A 17,538-nucleotide genomic window follows, 5' to 3' on the forward strand; every position below is an offset into this window, starting at 1 on the left:
GCACTTTAAATTATTTGATGCTAAAAACAGTGCTTAAAAGGGTTCAACAAGCTCATATAAATAAGTTGTTAGACTTTAGGAAAACGGAATGAATATTTTTCAAGTTCTCAGCCAAGGAAAGTCAAGGCTTCATGAACCAAGTATGTCTGCAATGCTTGGCTATCTTTTGGATAGCAATAAAGATCATGGATTAGGAGACGCGTTTGTTAGAGAATTTCTAAAACTCTTAAATGAAGAACGTTTCAACGATATATTAAAAGATGAATTTATTGATGCTCAAGTGTCACTTGAAGAACCATATCAGTTGAATGGCAATAGGAAAGACATTGATATTCAATTGTTACTTCTGGATATTAAAAAGAATGAACAGCATAGGATTATTATTGAAAATAAAATAAAAGTTGGTGCAGCCAATCCCAAACAACTAAATGACTACTATTCAGCAGTACTGGCTGAAGAGCCCGAAATGAAGGGATTAACTTTTGTATTTCTAACTCCCAAAGTTGAAAATAGACAACTAGTGTCTGAGTTTTATAATTTATTGATAAAAAATGAATACCATTCAAAAGAATGGATTTATTGGAGTTCTGGAGACAGGTGTATTTCTAGCATTTTAAAAAGTATTTTATTAAAGGAAGGGTCGGGGGAAATTAACCCTATTAATGAATATATGCGTCATACGATTAAAGCTTTTATCCGCCATAATGCTATGACAACAGAGGCTAGTGCGAAGAAAACAATGAGGACTGGCGAGGATATTGGTGTAATTATCGAAGAGGTAATTATTACTACTCAAGATGGAATAAGTTATCGTGTAATTCGTCGTGATAGTACACAAATACAAGTATTTAACGAAGATACTGGTGACAAAGAAATAGCAAGACGAGTGCTATCGACTTTTATAGATGAGCAAAATATGCCAATTGATCATTCGAAATTGAATACAAGAAGTATTGGAAAGCAATTTTTTGAAATGCACGGACCCTGTAACTAAATCTGTATAACCAACTATTCGAATGACGAGGACTATGTCTAGTTCTGTTCACGGAATCGAAGATTCAACTTACGCCTTATCATCTAATCTTTAACAAGACTAAATGACCACCGCCTCATAGGCTTCAATAATATCACTCACATCTACTCGCCCACCTTGTTGAATTCGGCGGTAATGTTGTAGGGTTTTCGTTAAATATTGTTTAGCGATTTTTAACTCTTTCTCTGTGTATGTTTGCCAAAGTTCTTTGCCAGTTTTTGAAACTGCCTTCAGATCAATATTAGAATTAACGTCAGTTCTTTGCTTAGTACTGACTAACAACATTTCATAAAATCGATTGTTTTCTTCCACTAAAACTTCTTGTTGCAGCCTTAAATCCAAGTTAATTAATTGTTGGCGTAAAGTGTATTGATGGTGGACTGGGCATAACAGAAAGTCGATTTCTAACTGTGGATTTTGTTGGCAAGTTGAGGTGACAAAATCAGTCATTAAGTCTCCGCCTACGCCTGCAATTATCACTAAATGTCTGCCTATATAATCTTGTAACGGCAGGGCGTTTACGTCAATACAGTGGGTTTTCCATAAGCTTTCTTCTAACGAGTCATTGTTGGTTATTTGGTTTAATAGACTTTGCTCAGGATAAAATTGATTAAGTTTGTAATTTAAGCCGCTCATTAATTCAGGAACAATATCAACAAAATGGATAACGTTGGCCGCTTGGCGGGTTAATAATGATGAGCCCAAATACCCATGATCACAACAACAATCCCATATATGGTCATAGTTAGTAACAACTAACTCGTTTAGTTTTTGTAAACGCTTGCCTAGTTTTAACATGTTTTTAAATTCTAATTATTAGCCTGATTAATTGATCACTTTGACGGCAATCGCTCCATCGGCAACTTTGATGTTGAGCTTTTCATCTACTTTGACTTGAGCTTTATTTGTGATCACTTTGCCTGTTTCTGAGGTGGCAATGGCGTAACCTCGTTGCAGTGTTGCCAACGGGCTGACGATTTGTAGTTTTTCAATATTTTTAGCAAATCGCTGTTGTTGTTTAGAAAAGTGATTGTTAAAACTGGCCTGTAAATCATGGCTGAGTTGGCTGTGTTTATTTTTAGCTAACTGCAATTGATGTTTTGGCGTATTGGCTAATAACATTTCTTTTGCCACTACCGAGCGTTGTTGTTTATGTGCAACCGTTTGTTTGATTAAACCGTTAAGTCGTAAATTCAATTCATCCGTTTGTTGTTGAGCTAATCTAATCTTGTGACTTGGATGCAATAAACTCAGTGTTTTATTTAATTGAGCAAAGCTCGACTTTCTGTTTTTATGATTGTTGGCATAGGCCATTAACAAACGAGAATACAGCTGAGTAGTTTTATTTATTAACTCTGAATTATCCGTTGAAACTATTTCAGCCGCGGCTGATGGCGTAGGGGCTCTTAAATCAGCCACAAAATCTGAAATGGACACATCCACTTCATGGCCAACGGCACTAATGATAGGTAACGCTGAGTTATAAATAGTATGGGCCAAAGCTTCGTCGTTAAAACACCACATGTCTTCTAATGAACCACCGCCACGACCAACAATTAGAACATCGACTTCGTTTCGGTAGTTAGCGGTATTGATGGCCCATATTAAGTTTTGCGCTGCTTGTTCGCCTTGCACCATAGTTGGGTAAATAATGACTTCAGTTTGCGGTGAACGGCGTTTTAATACGGTTAATATATCGTGCACCGCAGCGCCGGTTGGCGATGTGACAATACCAACGCGTTTTGGCGCGACAGGAATAGGGCGTTTTACATCTTGGTCAAATAACCCCATTTGGCTCAGCTGTTGTTTAAGATGTTCAAATTGTTGCTTTAATAAACCTTCGCCGGCCGGTTCCATCACTTCAGCGATAAACTGAAAATCGCCTCTTGGTTCATATAAACTGACACGACCACGTACAAGCACTTGAGTGCCGTTTTCAACAACAGCTCTAACAGAGCGATTATTACCTTTAAACATGGCACTTTTTATTTGTGCACGGTTATCTTTTAACGAAAAATACCAATGACCACTTGAGGCTTTAACTAGGTTTGAAATTTCTCCTGAGATCCACACATTAACAAACTCACCTTCCAATAACATGCGGGCTTTTTGATTAAGTTCTGAGACTTGGTAGATATGTTGTTGCTGGGCATTATTGTGAGTTTGCACGTATTTCTAATTCACTTATAAGTCGAATAAATGGAGTCTAACAAGAGTGCAAATGAATGTCAGTTGTTGAAATATATTTCCTCATAAATAAGTAGTAACTATTACTTTTTAAAATAGTGCTTATTATTTTACTGATTTTTGCAAATCTTCATTTACCTAGCACAACTTTTAGACTAAAATGCCGCCGCAACGTAATCATCTCCTTCCATATATTAAGTTAAGGTAAAATTTCCATGTTGCGCATAGCTAAAGAAGCTCTAACATTTGATGATGTTCTACTAGTTCCAGGACATTCCTCGATACTTCCTCACGAAGCCAATTTAAAAACTCGTTTAACTCGTAACATCGAATTAAATATCCCTATGGTGTCATCTGCAATGGACACTGTAACTGAAAGCCGTTTAGCAATTGCCTTAGCGCAAGAAGGTGGACTAGGTTTTATTCATAAGAATATGTCTATTGAAGCACAAGCTAATGAAGTTCGCCGTGTAAAGAAATTTGAAGCCGGTGTGGTGTCTGACCCAGTTACCGTTTCTACCTCTATTACAGTTGGTGAAGTTATGGCAATGGCAGATGAACATGGATTTTCTGGTTTCCCAGTTGTAGACAAAGACAATAATCTTCAAGGTATTGTAACGGGTCGAGATTTACGTTTTGAAACTAATTTAAAAACCAACGTTACTACAATTATGACGCCTAAAGAACGTTTGATCACCGTCAAAGAAGGTGCCTCAAACGAAGTCGTATTTAAGTTAATGCATGACAATCGTATCGAAAAAATCTTAGTTGTTGACGATAACTTCAAGCTTACAGGTATGATCACAGTTAAAGACTTCCAAAAAGCAGACAGCAAGCCAAATGCATGTAAAGACTCATTAGGTCGTTTACGCGTAGGTGCAGCTGTAGGTGTAGGTCCAGGTACTGATGAGCGTATTGAAGCTTTAGTTAAAGCGGGTGTAGACGTTTTATTAATCGATACTTCTCACGGGCACTCACAAGGTGTTTTAGAACGTGTCGCTAAAACGAGAGCAACTTACCCAGACTTAGATATCGTAGGTGGTAATGTAGCAACAGCGGCCGGTGCAATCGCATTAGTAGAAGCTGGTGTTGACGCTGTTAAAGTAGGTATTGGCCCAGGTTCAATTTGTACAACACGTATCGTAACTGGTTGTGGTGTACCACAAATCACGGCTATCTCTGACGCAGTAGACGGTGTTGCAGGTAAAGATGTACCTGTTATCGCTGATGGTGGTATTCGTTTCTCTGGTGATATTTCTAAAGCATTAGTTGCCGGCGCAAGCTGTGTAATGGTTGGTTCAATGTTAGCCGGTACCGAAGAAGCACCAGGTGAAGTTGAGTTATACCAAGGCCGTTATTACAAATCGTACCGCGGCATGGGAAGTTTAGGTGCAATGAATCAATCACATGGTTCATCTGATCGTTATTTCCAAAAATCAGACAACAAAGAAAAATTAGTACCAGAAGGTATTGAAGGTCGTGTTGCATACAAAGGTCCAATCGAAAACATAATTCACCAACAACTAGGTGGCATTCGTTCAGCAATGGGCTTAACCGGTTGTGGTTCTATTCCAGAACTAAACACCAAACCTGAATTTGTACGCGTAACATCGGCAGGCATGGGCGAGTCTCATGTGCATGATGTGCAAATTACAAAGGAAGCGCCGAATTACCGTATGGGCTAGTTTATTTTTTGTTTTGTCTTCAGTTTAACTGATCTCGGCGTCAGCAATGCTCTTGAGCTACGAGACACGAGACACGAGTTTCGAGACGCGAGCTTATAGCTTATAGCTTACAGCTTAAGACATAAACATTATTCAACAAAGTCGGATTAGATGTCCGGCTTTTTCAATTACTTGGTTCAGGTTTCCTGACCACACAATTAAAAAGGCTAAAACATGTCAGTACAGCAAGACATTCACCAGCATAAGATTTTAATTTTAGATTTTGGTTCTCAATACACTCAACTTATAGCACGTCGTGTACGTGAAATTGGTGTTTATTGTGAATTATGGGCTTGGGATGTTACCGAAGAACAGATCAAAGGCTTTAATCCTAACGGGATTATTTTAGCCGGTGGACCTGAGTCGGTTACCGAACACAATTCACCTAGAGCTCCTGAATATGTATTTAATGCTGGCGTTCCAGTACTCGGTATTTGTTATGGCATGCAAACTATGTCACAACAGTTGGGTGGGTCAGTACAAACGTCCGATGAGCGTGAATTTGGTTACGCTCAAGTTGAAGTTATCTCTAACTCTGCGTTGCTAAAAAACATTGAAGACGCACTTTCAGCTGACGGTAATGCGTTATTAGATGTGTGGATGAGTCATGGTGATAAAGTCGATTCTATCCCAGCAGACTTCACTACCGTTGCAAAAACAGAATCTTGCCCTTATGCAATAATGGCCAATGAAGAGAAACAGTTTTACGGTGTGCAATTCCACCCAGAAGTAACACACACCAAACAAGGTTTACGTTTATTAGAAAACTTTGTGTGTGATATTTGTGCTTGTGAAAAGTTGTGGACTTCAGCTTCAATTATTGAAGACGCTATTGCTAAAATGAAAGATCAAGTTGGTGATGATGAAGTTGTACTTGGCCTTTCTGGTGGCGTTGATTCATCGGTTGTGGCTATGTTGTTGCACAGAGCTATTGGTAAAAAACTAACATGTGTGTTTGTTGATAATGGTTTACTTCGTTTAAACGAAGGCGAACAAGTGATGGAAATGTTTGGTGATCACTTTGGATTAAACATTATTCATGTGAAAGCTGAGGATAGATTCTTAGACCGTTTAGCATCTGAAAATGACCCAGAGAAAAAACGTAAGATCATTGGTAACGTATTTGTAGAAATATTTGATGAAGAAGCCAGTAAATTAACTAATGCTAAATGGTTAGCTCAGGGCACTATTTATCCTGACGTTATTGAGTCTGCTGCTTCCGCAACAGGTAAAGCACATGTGATTAAATCTCACCATAACGTTGGTGGTTTGCCAGAAGACATGGAACTTGGTTTAGTTGAGCCGCTACGTGAATTGTTTAAAGACGAAGTGCGTAAAATTGGTTTAGAACTTGGTTTACCTTACGACATGTTATACCGTCATCCTTTCCCTGGACCTGGTTTAGGTGTTCGAATCTTAGGTGAAGTGAAAAAAGAATACGCTGATTTATTGCGTCGTGCGGATCATATCTTCATTGAAGAACTTCATGCGGCTGATTTATATAATAAAGTAAGCCAAGCGTTTACTGTATTTTTACCTGTACGTTCTGTTGGTGTAATGGGCGACGGTCGTAAATACGACTGGGTTGTGAGTTTAAGAGCGGTAGAAACTATCGACTTTATGACAGCACATTGGGCGCATTTACCTTACGACTTCTTAGGTAAAGTCTCTAATCGTATCATCAATGAAATTGATGGTATTTCACGAGTCGTCTACGACATTAGTGGTAAGCCTCCAGCGACCATTGAATGGGAATAACTAGATGTAGTTAGTTGAAAACGGAGCTTTTATGCTCCGTTTTTTTATATTCTTTTTTCAGTATTAGGCATAAGGGAGAATTGTTGGATATTGGAATACAGAGTTAATTAACACCTAATATCAACTGATTGTTTAGTTGATCAATCTGAAAAGCAAAATGTTTTAAAAAATTCATACCAAGCAAACCATCCGCTTTATCTAGGTTCTCTAAATCCATTACGGCAAATTCAATCGATTTAACTTGATAGCCATTAATTTGAAATTGTTCAAATCGGTAGACTGGCGTGTTAACAATTCCTCCTGCTGTATTCATATCTATTTGTCGACTAAAGACAGGATTTAACCAACTAGGAAGGTTTTCAAAAGCATAGTTGGATAAAACTGACAGTGATGCGCCTGTATCTATCATCAATTGAATTTGGCTTTGTGAATCAAACTGACCGTTCACTATAAAATGCTCGCCATGTTTTGCTAGTGGAATGGCGGTTTCACCTAATAACAAAGATTGCACTTGTTGTAATAAGGCATCAACTTGGGCTGGTGATTCTTCAGATTCAGCAAGCTGTAACAATATTTCTTGTGCTGAGGATAATTGGTTTAGTTCTATTTTTGTTTTACTTAACAATAATAAATAGGGTGGGTAATCAGCCTCATCAAATAATACTTGTTCGAGAAAATGTAAGGTTTCTTTCCATAAACCTTGTTGGCTTAAGAGTGCATATTGTTTTTGTACCAGTAAATGGATCTGGTTTTCGCTGTGTTGTTCTATTTCTAGATCAAACGAATTATCTATAATGTCTTTATAGAGCTTAATTGCTTGTGGAAATTGAATAAGGTGCTCAAGCCGTTTGGCTTCCAACTGCATGACTCTAATATGATAGGCATTGTAATTAAAGAATGAAGAGGTAAAGGCGGCGACAGTATCATTATCATGACTATTTAGGCGGTTGTTTAGTTTAATTAACCAAGTGTTAAGTATGTTATCAGCTAACGTTTCATCTTGGTTAACAATGTCACTGTAGAGATCGATAGCTAAGTCATATTGCTGGTTATTGAAAAGGGCATGAACTTGTTCTGTAACGTTATTAACTTGTGGTTTAGTGCTTTGGACCGTCGTGTTAAATGGATTGTTGTTGGTTTTGTTTTCTACTTCCAACATTGGACTGTTCAACGCTAAATTGGCTTGCTGCTTTTGGATTGGAAGGGTTAAATAGAAATATAAGTTTAAGCTTAATGATAAAAATAATATCAGGATTAAAAGTCTTATTTTAATCTGCAATTTATTTCTCACTTTTAGCTAGTCTAAGTTGAATCTATCCTAGATGTATTTATGAATAGATTCAATTAGCTAGCTTAATTTAACAATCTTATAAAGAATTGATCTTGTCTTTTAAATCGTAGTTTTCAGTCGTCACTATTTTTTCTAATACAGCGGTACGTTCTTTTAGTGCTAACATTTCTTGTTTTAATTCTTTCAGTTCTTTTTGCAGATCATCGTTGTCGTCTGCATTTTGTCTTTTTAGTTTGGCATTAATGTTAAGTTCATAGGCTGAATATAAAAGTCCACCCACAATAGCTATGATGGCGATGGCTGCGGTTGTTCCTGTCATGACGATTCTCTACTTAATAATTGTTATTGTTTTAAAGCTTTTGCAAACCAGTGATTAACTGGCTTTATCTAGCGCATTAATTTCGTTTCTTAAAGAATACTTTTCGTCAGTCACAATTTTTTCTAATACTTCGATGCGTTGCTTTAACTCATTAATAACGGCTTGAGTTTGCTCATCAATTTTGCTGTTTTGTTTCTTTAACTGAAGTTTTACATATTGTTCCCAAGCGGCATATCCTATTCCACCTACGATAGCGACTAATGCGATGATAAATGCTGAAGTTGGCATGTTCATTTCCTTCTTATTTGTTTTATTCAATTATAGAGTGATTACGCTCTATTATTCATTTTTATAGTTGTCATATATAACAACATTTATACCATTTATTAACCTATTGAAATATAAGTAATTAAATTAATAAAGTGATAATTGTGTTGTGGTAATAACTGAATTTTAGTCTAATTAACCAAATTATATTTATTTAGCTATTTTATGACTGATGATCTTGAACATAACAATAAATGGATGTCACATGCACTTAAACTTGCAGAATTAGCAGAGCAGCAAGGAGAGATACCGGTAGGCGCCGTGTTGGTTAAAAATGATCAAATAATTGGAGAAGGGTGGAATCAGTCAATTACACTAAATGATCCTACTGCGCATGCTGAAGTTATGGCCATTAGAGATGCAGGTAACAAGGTAGATAATTATCGGTTAGTTGGATCAACTTTGTATGTCACTTTAGAGCCATGTCCAATGTGTGCAGGGGCTTTAGTACATAGTCGTATAGAAAAACTGGTGTTTGGCGCAAGTGATTTAAAAACCGGTGCAGCAGGAAGTGTCATGAATATAGTTTCTCATGCGCAATTAAATCATCAAGTTGAGGTTTATTCTGGGGTAATGCAGCATGAATGCAGCGCTCGTATTTCAGCTTTTTTTAAGAAACGCAGAGAACAGAAAAAAGCAGATAAATTAAAGAACGCAATACTAAAAGATTAGAGAGGCAGAGTTATTGGTAGTCAGTTGGTGTAATAGTCGAACCTTCCAAACGCATTGCAATTTGTTTCACTCTTCGTTGAACTAAACGACGAGTATTTCTTTTTTTCGATACACGACGACGAATGCCACTGGCCATTAATCCTACCTTTTTTAGCTTATTTACTTTTCTTCTTCTTAACATTTCTTATCCTTTACTGGCTCATAAGCCCGATATTCATATTGCTATATCGTTAATCGGGCTAATCTAGTCTATTTAAACTGAGGCTGCAATATGTGAGAGGTATTTGTTTTACATACCGTTATTGTGCAAGTTGTGGTTTGGCGTTTTGCTCAACATCATTTTTTCTGTTGGCAATAGACTCTTCTTCCGTCATTTTTTGATCTATCCAAACAAGCGTGTCGTAATAACGTCTAATGTTTGAAACATAATTAACAGCTTCGTCGCCACGAGCAAAGCCGTAACGAGTTTTTTTGTAATAACGTTTTTGGCGTAATAGTGGTAACTGATTTTTAACATCTACCCATTTGTCTGGATTTCCGCCAAGTTGTGAAGTCAGTCTACGTGCATCTTGCACATGACCCCAGCCAATATTATAAGCAGCGAGAGCAAACCAAGGTCGATCATGTTCTGAAATACGATCGGGTATCCTGTTTAATAACTTACGTAAATATACCGCACCGCCACGAATGTTTTCTTCTGCATCTAAGCGACTTTTAACACCAAATTGTTTCGCTGTTGGTTGTGTTAACATCATAATGCCACGAACACCCGTAGGGGATTTTGCTCTCGGATTCCAATGAGATTCTTGGTAACTTTGTGCTGCCAGTAAGCGCCAATCAATGTCACCAGCGTATTGAACAAACCAATCTTGGTATTTAGGTAACACATCGTCAACCGCACGCATAAATAACCGAGTATCCACATAATTGAATTTTTCAACATGGCCGAAATATCGGTCTTCTAACGCTAATAGTTCACCGGATTCGTTCATCTCGCCAAAAAAGTCGATTAACACAGCGTATAAAGAATCATCATGGTTATCGTTTAACAGCCAGCTTAAAGGCAACTTCTTTTGAATGGTAAAGGCAACACTAATGTCAGGGAAATAACGACGAACTACCGCTAAATTATGAGAGTCTGCAACGGTGTAATCTACTGTTCCATCCATTACCATCTCTAATATTTCATTAGGATCGGCATTTTCTGAAATGTTAATTTCCATGTCAGGGTAATCTTCTAACATGCTTAACAATTTTTCGTGGTGACTTGTTTTAGCCGCAACGGTTATCGGTGCGTCAATATTTTCCATTGAATTTGGACGTTGGCGACCTTGTTTATAAACCACTTTCTGAGAGATGTTTAAGTATGGAGGCGAGTACCGAAATTTTTGTGATCGGTTTTTTGTTGGCGCTAATCCACCTACTAATATATCAACAGTCCGATTTTCTAATTTAGGCAGTAATTCCGAAACATGGTAACTCGGTACAAATTCGATATCGACGTCCAAATAACGAGCAAAGTTTTGTACTAAATCATGCTCAAATCCAGCGGCGCCATCAATATCAACATAATAACTGGTTGGGTTAAATAATATCCCTACCTTTAAAACACCAGCTTGTTTGATTTGTTTTAGTTTTGAATCTTTATCTGCAGGCTGACATGCCATTAACACAAACAAAAGAGACACGACCCAAAGAAGGCGTGTTTTTGTTGATTTTAAGGTACAAGTTAGTGTACGGGTTACAGTGTGATTTCGTTTCATGGGCAGTTTATACCACAAACTCGATTTACCAGTCACTAAACATAATATGACAAAATTTTTAAATTCCATTATTTATCAGTCAATCCTTTGGTGTTAAAGCTTAGATTTGTTCGCTATAAAAAAATGGAAATAGCACGATAAATTATCTGTACTATTGACTTTAATTTAGCTGATTTTGTGCTAACAAAATATTTTTGTTTATTCGTTCTATTTATTACGCTCGTACTCTATATCTTGAGAGCGATTGTGTATATAATGCGCGCCTAATTTTTTTCCTTTCAAAACAATCAATGAATGGTGAATTGGCATATGTTAATCCTTCGTGGTGCCCCAGCTTTATCTGAATTTCGTGTTAAAAAACTTCTTGCTGCATTTTCGGCTATTGGCCTAAATGTAACAGACATTTATGCGGAATATTCCCACTTTGCTGACGTGTCAGCGGACCTATCAACAGACGAACTTGAAAAGCTTAATGCTTTATTAAAATACGGTCCGTCTATTGCGCAGCACAAACCTGAAGGTGAGTTGATCCTAGTGACACCACGTCCTGGTACTATTTCTCCGTGGTCAACAAAAGCAACTAACATTGCTAATAACTGTGGTTTAGAAAGTGTAAAACGCGTAGAACGCGGTATTGCGTATTATGTTGTTGCAGATGGTTTAACCGCTGAGCAAAAACAACAAGTAGCTGCAGAATTACATGACCGTATGACGGAAGTGGTATTCAACGAGTTACAACAAGCGTCACAGTTATTTATTGAAGAAGCGCCTAAACCGTTTGCTTCAGTTGATATTATCTCAGGTGGCCGTGAAGCATTATCAACTGCCAACATTGAAATGGGCTTAGCCCTAGCTGATGACGAAATTGATTACTTGGTTGAAAACTTCAACAAATTAGGCCGTAATCCAAACGACATTGAATTATATATGTTTGCACAAGCAAACTCAGAACATTGTCGTCATAAAATATTTAATGCAGATTGGACAATCGATGGCATAAAACAGCCAAAGTCTTTGTTCAAAATGATCAAAAACACATTTGAACACAATAGCGAATATGTAACCTCAGCGTATAAAGACAATGCAGCGGTTATGCATGGTTCTGAAGCTGGTCGTTTTTTTGCTAATCCAGAAACTAATGCTTATCAATATTATAACGAAAGCATTGATATCTTGATGAAAGTTGAAACACACAATCACCCAACGGCTATTTCTCCATTTCCTGGCGCCGCAACTGGTTCAGGTGGTGAAATTCGTGATGAGGGCGCAACAGGTCGTGGTTCTAAGCCTAAAGCCGGTTTAAGTGGTTATACAGTATCAAACTTACGTATCCCTACTTTTGAACAGCCTTGGGAAATCAACTACGGTAAACCTAGCCGCATCGTTAACGCATTAAACATTATGATGGAGGGCCCGTTAGGTGGAGCTGCATTTAATAATGAATTTGGTCGTCCAAACATCTTAGGTTATTTCCGTACTTACGAAGATAAAGTAAACAGTCACAATGGTGAAGAAGTACGTGGTTACCACAAGCCAATCATGCTTGCCGGTGGTCTTGGTAATATTCGTCGTGAACATACACAGAAAGGCATAATCCCTGTTGGCGCTAAATTAATTGCGTTGGGTGGACCTGCAATGAACATTGGTTTAGGTGGCGGTGCTGCTTCTTCAATGGCATCAGGTCAATCAAACGAAGATTTAGACTTTGCATCGGTTCAACGTGAGAATCCAGAGATGGAACGTCGTTGCCAAGAAGTTATCGATAAATGTTGGCAGTTAGGTGATGAAAATCCAATTGCCTTTATCCATGATGTTGGTGCAGGCGGTCTTTCAAACGCGTTCCCTGAATTAGTAAATGATGGCGAGCGAGGCGGTAAATTTGAGTTACGTAATGTACCAAATGATGAGCCGGGCATGTCGCCATTAGAAATTTGGTGTAACGAATCTCAAGAACGTTATGTTCTAGCTGTAGCGCCAGAGAACTTAGAATTATTTGAACAGTTATGTAAGCGTGAACGTGCTCAATATGCCGTTATCGGTGAAGCTACCGAAGAGCGTCACTTAACGGTAAGTGATGAGCACTTTGACAATAACCCAATTGATTTACCGTTAGATGTGTTATTAGGTAAAGCGCCTAAAATGCATCGTGACGTTACTTCTGCTCAAACAGCGGGGTCAGAATTTGATTTAACCAAGATTAAATTGGATGACGCAGCAGAACGTATTTTACGTTTACCGACAGTGGCAGAAAAAACCTTCTTAGTTACTATTGGTGACCGTACGGTAACAGGCATGGTTGCTCGTGATCAAATGGTTGGCCCTTGGCAGGTTCCGGTAGCGGACGTTGCAGTAACAACGGCAGCATTAGACACTTATCATGGTGAAGCAATGTCACTAGGTGAAAGAACACCTATTGCTTTATTAAACTACGGTGCATCTGCACGTATGGCGGTTGGTGAGTCCATCACTAACATCGCAGCCTCTGATATTGGTGAAATGAAGCGCATTAAAATGTCAGCCAACTGGATGGCCGCTGCTGGTCACCCAGGTGAAGATGCTGGTCTTTATGAAGCAGTTAAAGCCATAGGTGAAGAGTTGTGTCCAGCATTGGGATTAACTATTCCAGTTGGTAAAGACTCAATGTCGATGAAAACTCAGTGGCAAGATGAGTCTTCAAATGAAGATAAATCAGTAACGTCGCCACTTTCATTGGTAATTACTGCGTTTGCTCGTGTTGAAGATGTACGTAATACCGCAACGCCACAGCTTAGAACAGACAAAGGTGAGTCAGAACTTATCTTGCTTGATTTAGGTAATAAACAAAACCGTATGGGCGCGAGCTGTTTGGCTCAAGTTTATAATGAGTTAGGTACGTCAACTCCAGATGTTGATTCTCCTGCGATATTAAAAGGTTTCTTCGACAGTATTCAAACCTTAATCCGTGACGGTAAAGTGATGGCCTATCATGACCGTTCGGATGGTGGATTATTCTCTACCGTTACAGAAATGGCATTTGCTGGTAAAGCCGGGGTTAATGTTGACCTTAGTGATTTAGGTGATGATGTAACGGCTGCTTTGTTTAATGAAGAGTTAGGTGCGGTTATTCAGGTTAAGTCTTCTGACAAAGCTGCAGTGTTAGCCGTATTAGCTGAAAATGGTTTAGCTGACATGTCGCATGTGATTGGTTCTGTTAATAATGAAGATAAAGTTAGCTTTACTCATAACGGCAAAGTAGTACTTGAAAATACTCGTACTCATTACCGTACCGTTTGGGCAGAAACCACATTCAAAATGCAATCTATGCGTGATAACCCAGAGTGTGCACAACAAGAACATGATGCTAAATTTGATGTGAACGACAAAGGTCTAAACGTTGAACTTACTTATGACATCAATGAAGACGTAGCGGCTCCGTTTATCGCAAAATCGGCATCTACCGGTGTTAAACCTAGAGTTGCGATTTTACGTGAACAAGGAGTTAACTCTCACGTTGAAATGGCTGCTGCGTTTAACCGTGCAGGCTTTGAAGCAATAGATGTTCACATGAGTGATTTACAAGAAGCCCGTATGAATCTTGCTGACTTTACAGGCTTAGTTGCTTGTGGCGGTTTCTCTTACGGTGACGTATTAGGCGCTGGTGAAGGTTGGGCTAAGTCTATATTGTTTAACGAGATGTTAAGTGAACAGTTTAAAACCTTCTTCCACCGTGACAATACCTTTAGTTTAGGTGTATGTAATGGTTGTCAGATGATGTCTAACTTACGTTCATTAATTCCAGGTGCTGATCATTGGCCTCGTTTTGTTACTAACAAATCAGAACGTTTTGAAGCTCGTTTCAGCTTAGTGGAAATCCAAGAATCAGATTCTGTATTCTTTGCTGGTATGGCAGGCTCTCGTATGCCAATCGCAGTGTCTCACGGTGAAGGTCGTGCTGAGTTTGCTCAAGCATCGGCAGTAACTGCTGCACTTGAATCTGGAACTGTTGCAATGCGATATGTTGATAACAATGGTGAGTTCACAGAAACGTACCCAGCTAATCCAAATGGTTCACCAGAAGGGATTACATCGTTAACGACGACTGATGGTCGAGTTACTATTATGATGCCTCACCCTGAACGTGTATTCCGTACAGTGGCTAACTCTTGGCATCCTGATGAGTGGCAAGAAGACAGTCCTTGGATGCGTATGTTCCGCAACGCTCGTAAATGGGTTGGTTAATATAATCGCTTAAATAAAACCGCCGAAAGGCGGTTTTTTTGTTTCTACAAAAAAATTCTTCAAATTTATCTTTAACTTGCCCTTTATTTTATAGATATTAGACTCCATAACATGCTCTTATATAAACTAGTTTGGTTTCAATATCTTTAGTGCAAAGTAAATATACAGTGAATACTAAAGATGTAAGGAAAGGTTGCGCATTGACAACAATTAAGCAAAAACTTGAGCGATTAACTTCAGCTCAATTTACCAAAGCAATAACCAATATTAACCGTGGTATTGAAAGAGAAAGTTTACGAGTAAATACCGATGGTAAATTGTCTCAATTGGATCATCCAATTGCCTTGGGAGCAGCTCTTACGCATCCTTATGTTACAACTGATTACTCTGAATCTTTATTAGAATTAATTACGCCACCTTCAAATAATATCAATACGACTTATGCCCAGTTACAAGATGTGCATAAGTTTGTCGCCCAAAATATTGGTGATGAAGTGTTATGGCCTATGAGCATGCCTTGTTTTATCAATAATGAAGATGACATTAGAATTGCTCAGTTTGGTAGCTCTAATGTAGGTAAAATGAAATCAACTTATAGAACTGGTCTGAAAAACAGATATGGCTCTATGATGCAGGCAATTTCAGGTATCCATTACAACTTTTCGTTGCCAACTGAGTTTTGGCAATTATTTAAAGAGTTAAATGGATCAACAGAAGATACGCTTGAATATCAGTCTTCTCAATACATGCACATGGTACGTAATATCAAACGTTTTGTGTGGGTAGTTACTTACCTATATGGTGCGTCACCAGCGATGTGTAAATCCTTTTTAAAAGGACGAGAAACCGGTTTGGATTTTGATTCTTTTGGCAAAGGCTCTATATTTCTACCGAATGCTACGTCATTAAGAATGAGTGATCTAGGGTATACCAATAGTGCTCAATCTGAGTTGAATATTGAATATGGTTCGTTAACTCAATACATCGAAAAACTTAGAAAGGCGATCCATACAGAATCAGCAGAATACAAACAAATTGGTGTCAAAGTTGATGGTGAATATAAACAACTTAATCACAATATCTTACAGATAGAAAATGAGTTATATGCTCCAGTAAGACCAAAACAAGTGGCTAAGTCAGGTGAAAAACCAACAGACGCTTTGGCTAATCGTGGCATTATGTATGTTGAGTTAAGGGCGTTAGATGTAAATCCATTTACTCCTTATGGTATTACACTGGAGCAAATGCATGTTCTTGACGTCTTCTTGCTGTATTGTTTATTTAATTCTGAAACTGAATTAAATAATACGCAACAACAAGAAGCGGAAGAAAATCAGGATAAGATAGTTTTAGATGGTAGAAAACCAGACTTAACATTAGGACACAATGGTGTTGTTAAAAGTCGCACTGATTGGTTAGGTGAAATATTTGAAGACTTCGCTACGATAGCGACTTGGTTGGATAATCATTACGGTGAAACTCACTACTCAGATGCTATTAAAGCGACATTAGCTTCAGCAAACGATCCAACTAAAACGTTGTCTGGTAAATTATTAGCTGAACTACATTCAACTAATACAGATAACGGTGCATATGGGTTGAAGTTAGCTCAAGAATTTAAGAAAATTATTTTAAATAAAGAAACCAGCGAGTTTTCATCTGAGTTTTTACAACAAGAGTCAATTAAGTCATTACAAAAACAGTTAGAAGTTGAGCAAGCCGACCAAGTGGATTTTGATCAGTTTTTAACAGAATACTTTAAATATTAACCAATACTTAAATAAAGACTAAAACTCGTAAACAGGACATTCATTTGTTTGCGAGTATTCCCCCTCAATACTTAGTTTTAAATATACAGTTATATACCTACATTAAAACAGGCATACTCTCCTTGGCCATCGAGCATACCTACATTCTGTAGGCAAAAAAAAGCGAGCATATAAATGCTCGCGAATTAACAACAACAACTTTCCAGGGAATTAACAACTTTCACTTTGTTAGACAGGGTATTTACAAAAAGTTCATCCAAGTGTGAAATTAATTAAATTTATTTACTCACACAACAAATTGAATGGATTGGATATTCAGCTTTGTGACAACAAACTTAAAACTTAAAGTCTTTAGGCATACTCTCCTTGGCCGTCCATGGCCATCGAGCATACCTACATCCTGTAGGCAAAAAAAAGCGAGCATATAAATGCTCGCAATAAAACAACAACAATCTAAAGGGAATTAACAACTTTCAC

The 17,538-nt window shown here is 38.0% G+C and carries 13 protein-coding genes; 6 read left to right on the top strand and 7 right to left on the bottom strand.

Annotated features, from left to right (window positions below; translation table 11 throughout):
- The first annotated feature begins 88 nt into the window (after positions 1–88).
- The gene (locus KO505_RS02600) at positions 89–994 is read left to right on the top strand and encodes a PD-(D/E)XK nuclease family protein (protein WP_216053878.1); all 906 of its coding nucleotides are present in this window, start codon (positions 89–91) and stop codon (positions 992–994) included.
- 99 nt (positions 995–1,093) lie between these two features.
- Here KO505_RS02600 and KO505_RS02605 read toward each other — a convergent pair whose 3' ends face one another.
- Both KO505_RS02605 and xseA read right to left on the bottom strand, forming a co-directional pair.
- Positions 1,094–1,831 carry a tRNA (adenine(22)-N(1))-methyltransferase TrmK gene (locus KO505_RS02605; RefSeq protein WP_216053879.1) on the bottom strand — a complete coding sequence of 246 codons (738 nt, stop codon included), beginning with the start codon at positions 1,829–1,831 and terminating at the stop codon, positions 1,094–1,096.
- A 27-nt stretch (positions 1,832–1,858) separates the two neighbouring features.
- Positions 1,859–3,202 carry an exodeoxyribonuclease VII large subunit gene (gene xseA / locus KO505_RS02610; protein WP_371819938.1) on the bottom strand — a complete coding sequence of 448 codons (1,344 nt, stop codon included), beginning with the start codon at positions 3,200–3,202 and terminating at the stop codon, positions 1,859–1,861.
- 233 nt (positions 3,203–3,435) lie between these two features.
- On the opposite strand from xseA, the gene guaB reads away from it, so the two are divergent.
- The gene (guaB, locus tag KO505_RS02615) at positions 3,436–4,905 is read left to right on the top strand and encodes an IMP dehydrogenase (protein WP_216053880.1); all 1,470 of its coding nucleotides are present in this window, start codon (positions 3,436–3,438) and stop codon (positions 4,903–4,905) included.
- 213 nt (positions 4,906–5,118) lie between these two features.
- Complete coding sequence (gene guaA / locus KO505_RS02620; protein WP_216053881.1) at positions 5,119–6,702, top strand: glutamine-hydrolyzing GMP synthase; 1,584 nt, start codon at positions 5,119–5,121, stop codon at positions 6,700–6,702.
- A gap of 103 nt (positions 6,703–6,805) precedes the next feature.
- Here guaA and KO505_RS02625 read toward each other — a convergent pair whose 3' ends face one another.
- The 3 genes from KO505_RS02625 to KO505_RS02635 form a co-directional block, all read right to left on the bottom strand.
- Positions 6,806–7,981 carry a retropepsin-like aspartic protease gene (locus KO505_RS02625; protein WP_216053882.1) on the bottom strand — a complete coding sequence of 392 codons (1,176 nt, stop codon included), beginning with the start codon at positions 7,979–7,981 and terminating at the stop codon, positions 6,806–6,808.
- Positions 7,982–8,069: 88 nt separating this feature from the next.
- Positions 8,070–8,312: a hypothetical protein gene (locus KO505_RS02630; protein ID WP_216053883.1), complete on the bottom strand. Its 243-nt coding sequence runs from the start codon at positions 8,310–8,312 to the stop codon at positions 8,070–8,072.
- Between the two features lie 54 nt (positions 8,313–8,366).
- On the bottom strand, positions 8,367–8,600 hold the full coding sequence (locus KO505_RS02635; protein WP_216053884.1) for a hypothetical protein: 234 nt from the start codon (positions 8,598–8,600) through the stop codon (positions 8,367–8,369).
- Between the two features lie 204 nt (positions 8,601–8,804).
- Between KO505_RS02635 and tadA the strand changes: the two genes are divergently transcribed.
- Positions 8,805–9,311: a tRNA adenosine(34) deaminase TadA gene (tadA, locus tag KO505_RS02640; RefSeq protein ID WP_216053885.1), complete on the top strand. Its 507-nt coding sequence runs from the start codon at positions 8,805–8,807 to the stop codon at positions 9,309–9,311.
- 10 nt (positions 9,312–9,321) lie between these two features.
- On the opposite strand, the gene KO505_RS02645 is transcribed toward tadA, so the two are convergent.
- On the bottom strand, positions 9,322–9,492 hold the full coding sequence (locus KO505_RS02645) for a hypothetical protein (protein ID WP_216053886.1): 171 nt from the start codon (positions 9,490–9,492) through the stop codon (positions 9,322–9,324).
- Between the two features lie 118 nt (positions 9,493–9,610).
- Positions 9,611–11,143 (bottom strand): membrane-bound lytic murein transglycosylase MltF, encoded by a 1,533-nt coding sequence (mltF, locus tag KO505_RS02650; RefSeq protein WP_252731598.1) that lies wholly within the window; start codon positions 11,141–11,143, stop codon positions 9,611–9,613.
- A gap of 240 nt (positions 11,144–11,383) precedes the next feature.
- On the opposite strand from mltF, the gene purL reads away from it, so the two are divergent.
- Together purL and gshA are read left to right on the top strand one after the other, a co-directional pair.
- On the top strand, positions 11,384–15,292 hold the full coding sequence (gene purL, locus KO505_RS02655) for a phosphoribosylformylglycinamidine synthase (protein ID WP_216053887.1): 3,909 nt from the start codon (positions 11,384–11,386) through the stop codon (positions 15,290–15,292).
- A gap of 200 nt (positions 15,293–15,492) precedes the next feature.
- Complete coding sequence (gene gshA, locus KO505_RS02660) at positions 15,493–17,061, top strand: glutamate--cysteine ligase (protein ID WP_216053888.1); 1,569 nt, start codon at positions 15,493–15,495, stop codon at positions 17,059–17,061.
- Positions 17,062–17,538 lie beyond the last annotated feature (477 nt).

It is taken from the genome of Psychrosphaera sp. F3M07 (assembly GCF_018860345.1).
Lineage (GTDB): Bacteria > Pseudomonadota > Gammaproteobacteria > Enterobacterales > Alteromonadaceae > Psychrosphaera > Psychrosphaera aquimarina.

Bases quoted from the DNA above. Each gene is read 5' to 3' on its own strand.
- KO505_RS02630 (WP_216053883.1), bottom strand. From the start codon at position 8,312: ATGACAGGAACAACCGCAGCCATCGCCATCATAGCTATTGTGGGTGGA.
- mltF (WP_252731598.1), bottom strand. From the start codon at position 11,143: ATGGAATTTAAAAATTTTGTCATATTATGTTTAGTGACTGGTAAATCG.
- guaA (WP_216053881.1), top strand. From the start codon at position 5,119: ATGTCAGTACAGCAAGACATTCACCAGCATAAGATTTTAATTTTAGAT.
- purL (WP_216053887.1), top strand. From the start codon at position 11,384: ATGTTAATCCTTCGTGGTGCCCCAGCTTTATCTGAATTTCGTGTTAAA.
- KO505_RS02645 (WP_216053886.1), bottom strand. From the start codon at position 9,492: ATGTTAAGAAGAAGAAAAGTAAATAAGCTAAAAAAGGTAGGATTAATG.
- tadA (WP_216053885.1), top strand. From the start codon at position 8,805: ATGACTGATGATCTTGAACATAACAATAAATGGATGTCACATGCACTT.
- KO505_RS02635 (WP_216053884.1), bottom strand. From the start codon at position 8,600: ATGCCAACTTCAGCATTTATCATCGCATTAGTCGCTATCGTAGGTGGA.
- KO505_RS02600 (WP_216053878.1), top strand. From the start codon at position 89: ATGAATATTTTTCAAGTTCTCAGCCAAGGAAAGTCAAGGCTTCATGAA.
- KO505_RS02605 (WP_216053879.1), bottom strand. From the start codon at position 1,831: ATGTTAAAACTAGGCAAGCGTTTACAAAAACTAAACGAGTTAGTTGTT.
- guaB (WP_216053880.1), top strand. From the start codon at position 3,436: ATGTTGCGCATAGCTAAAGAAGCTCTAACATTTGATGATGTTCTACTA.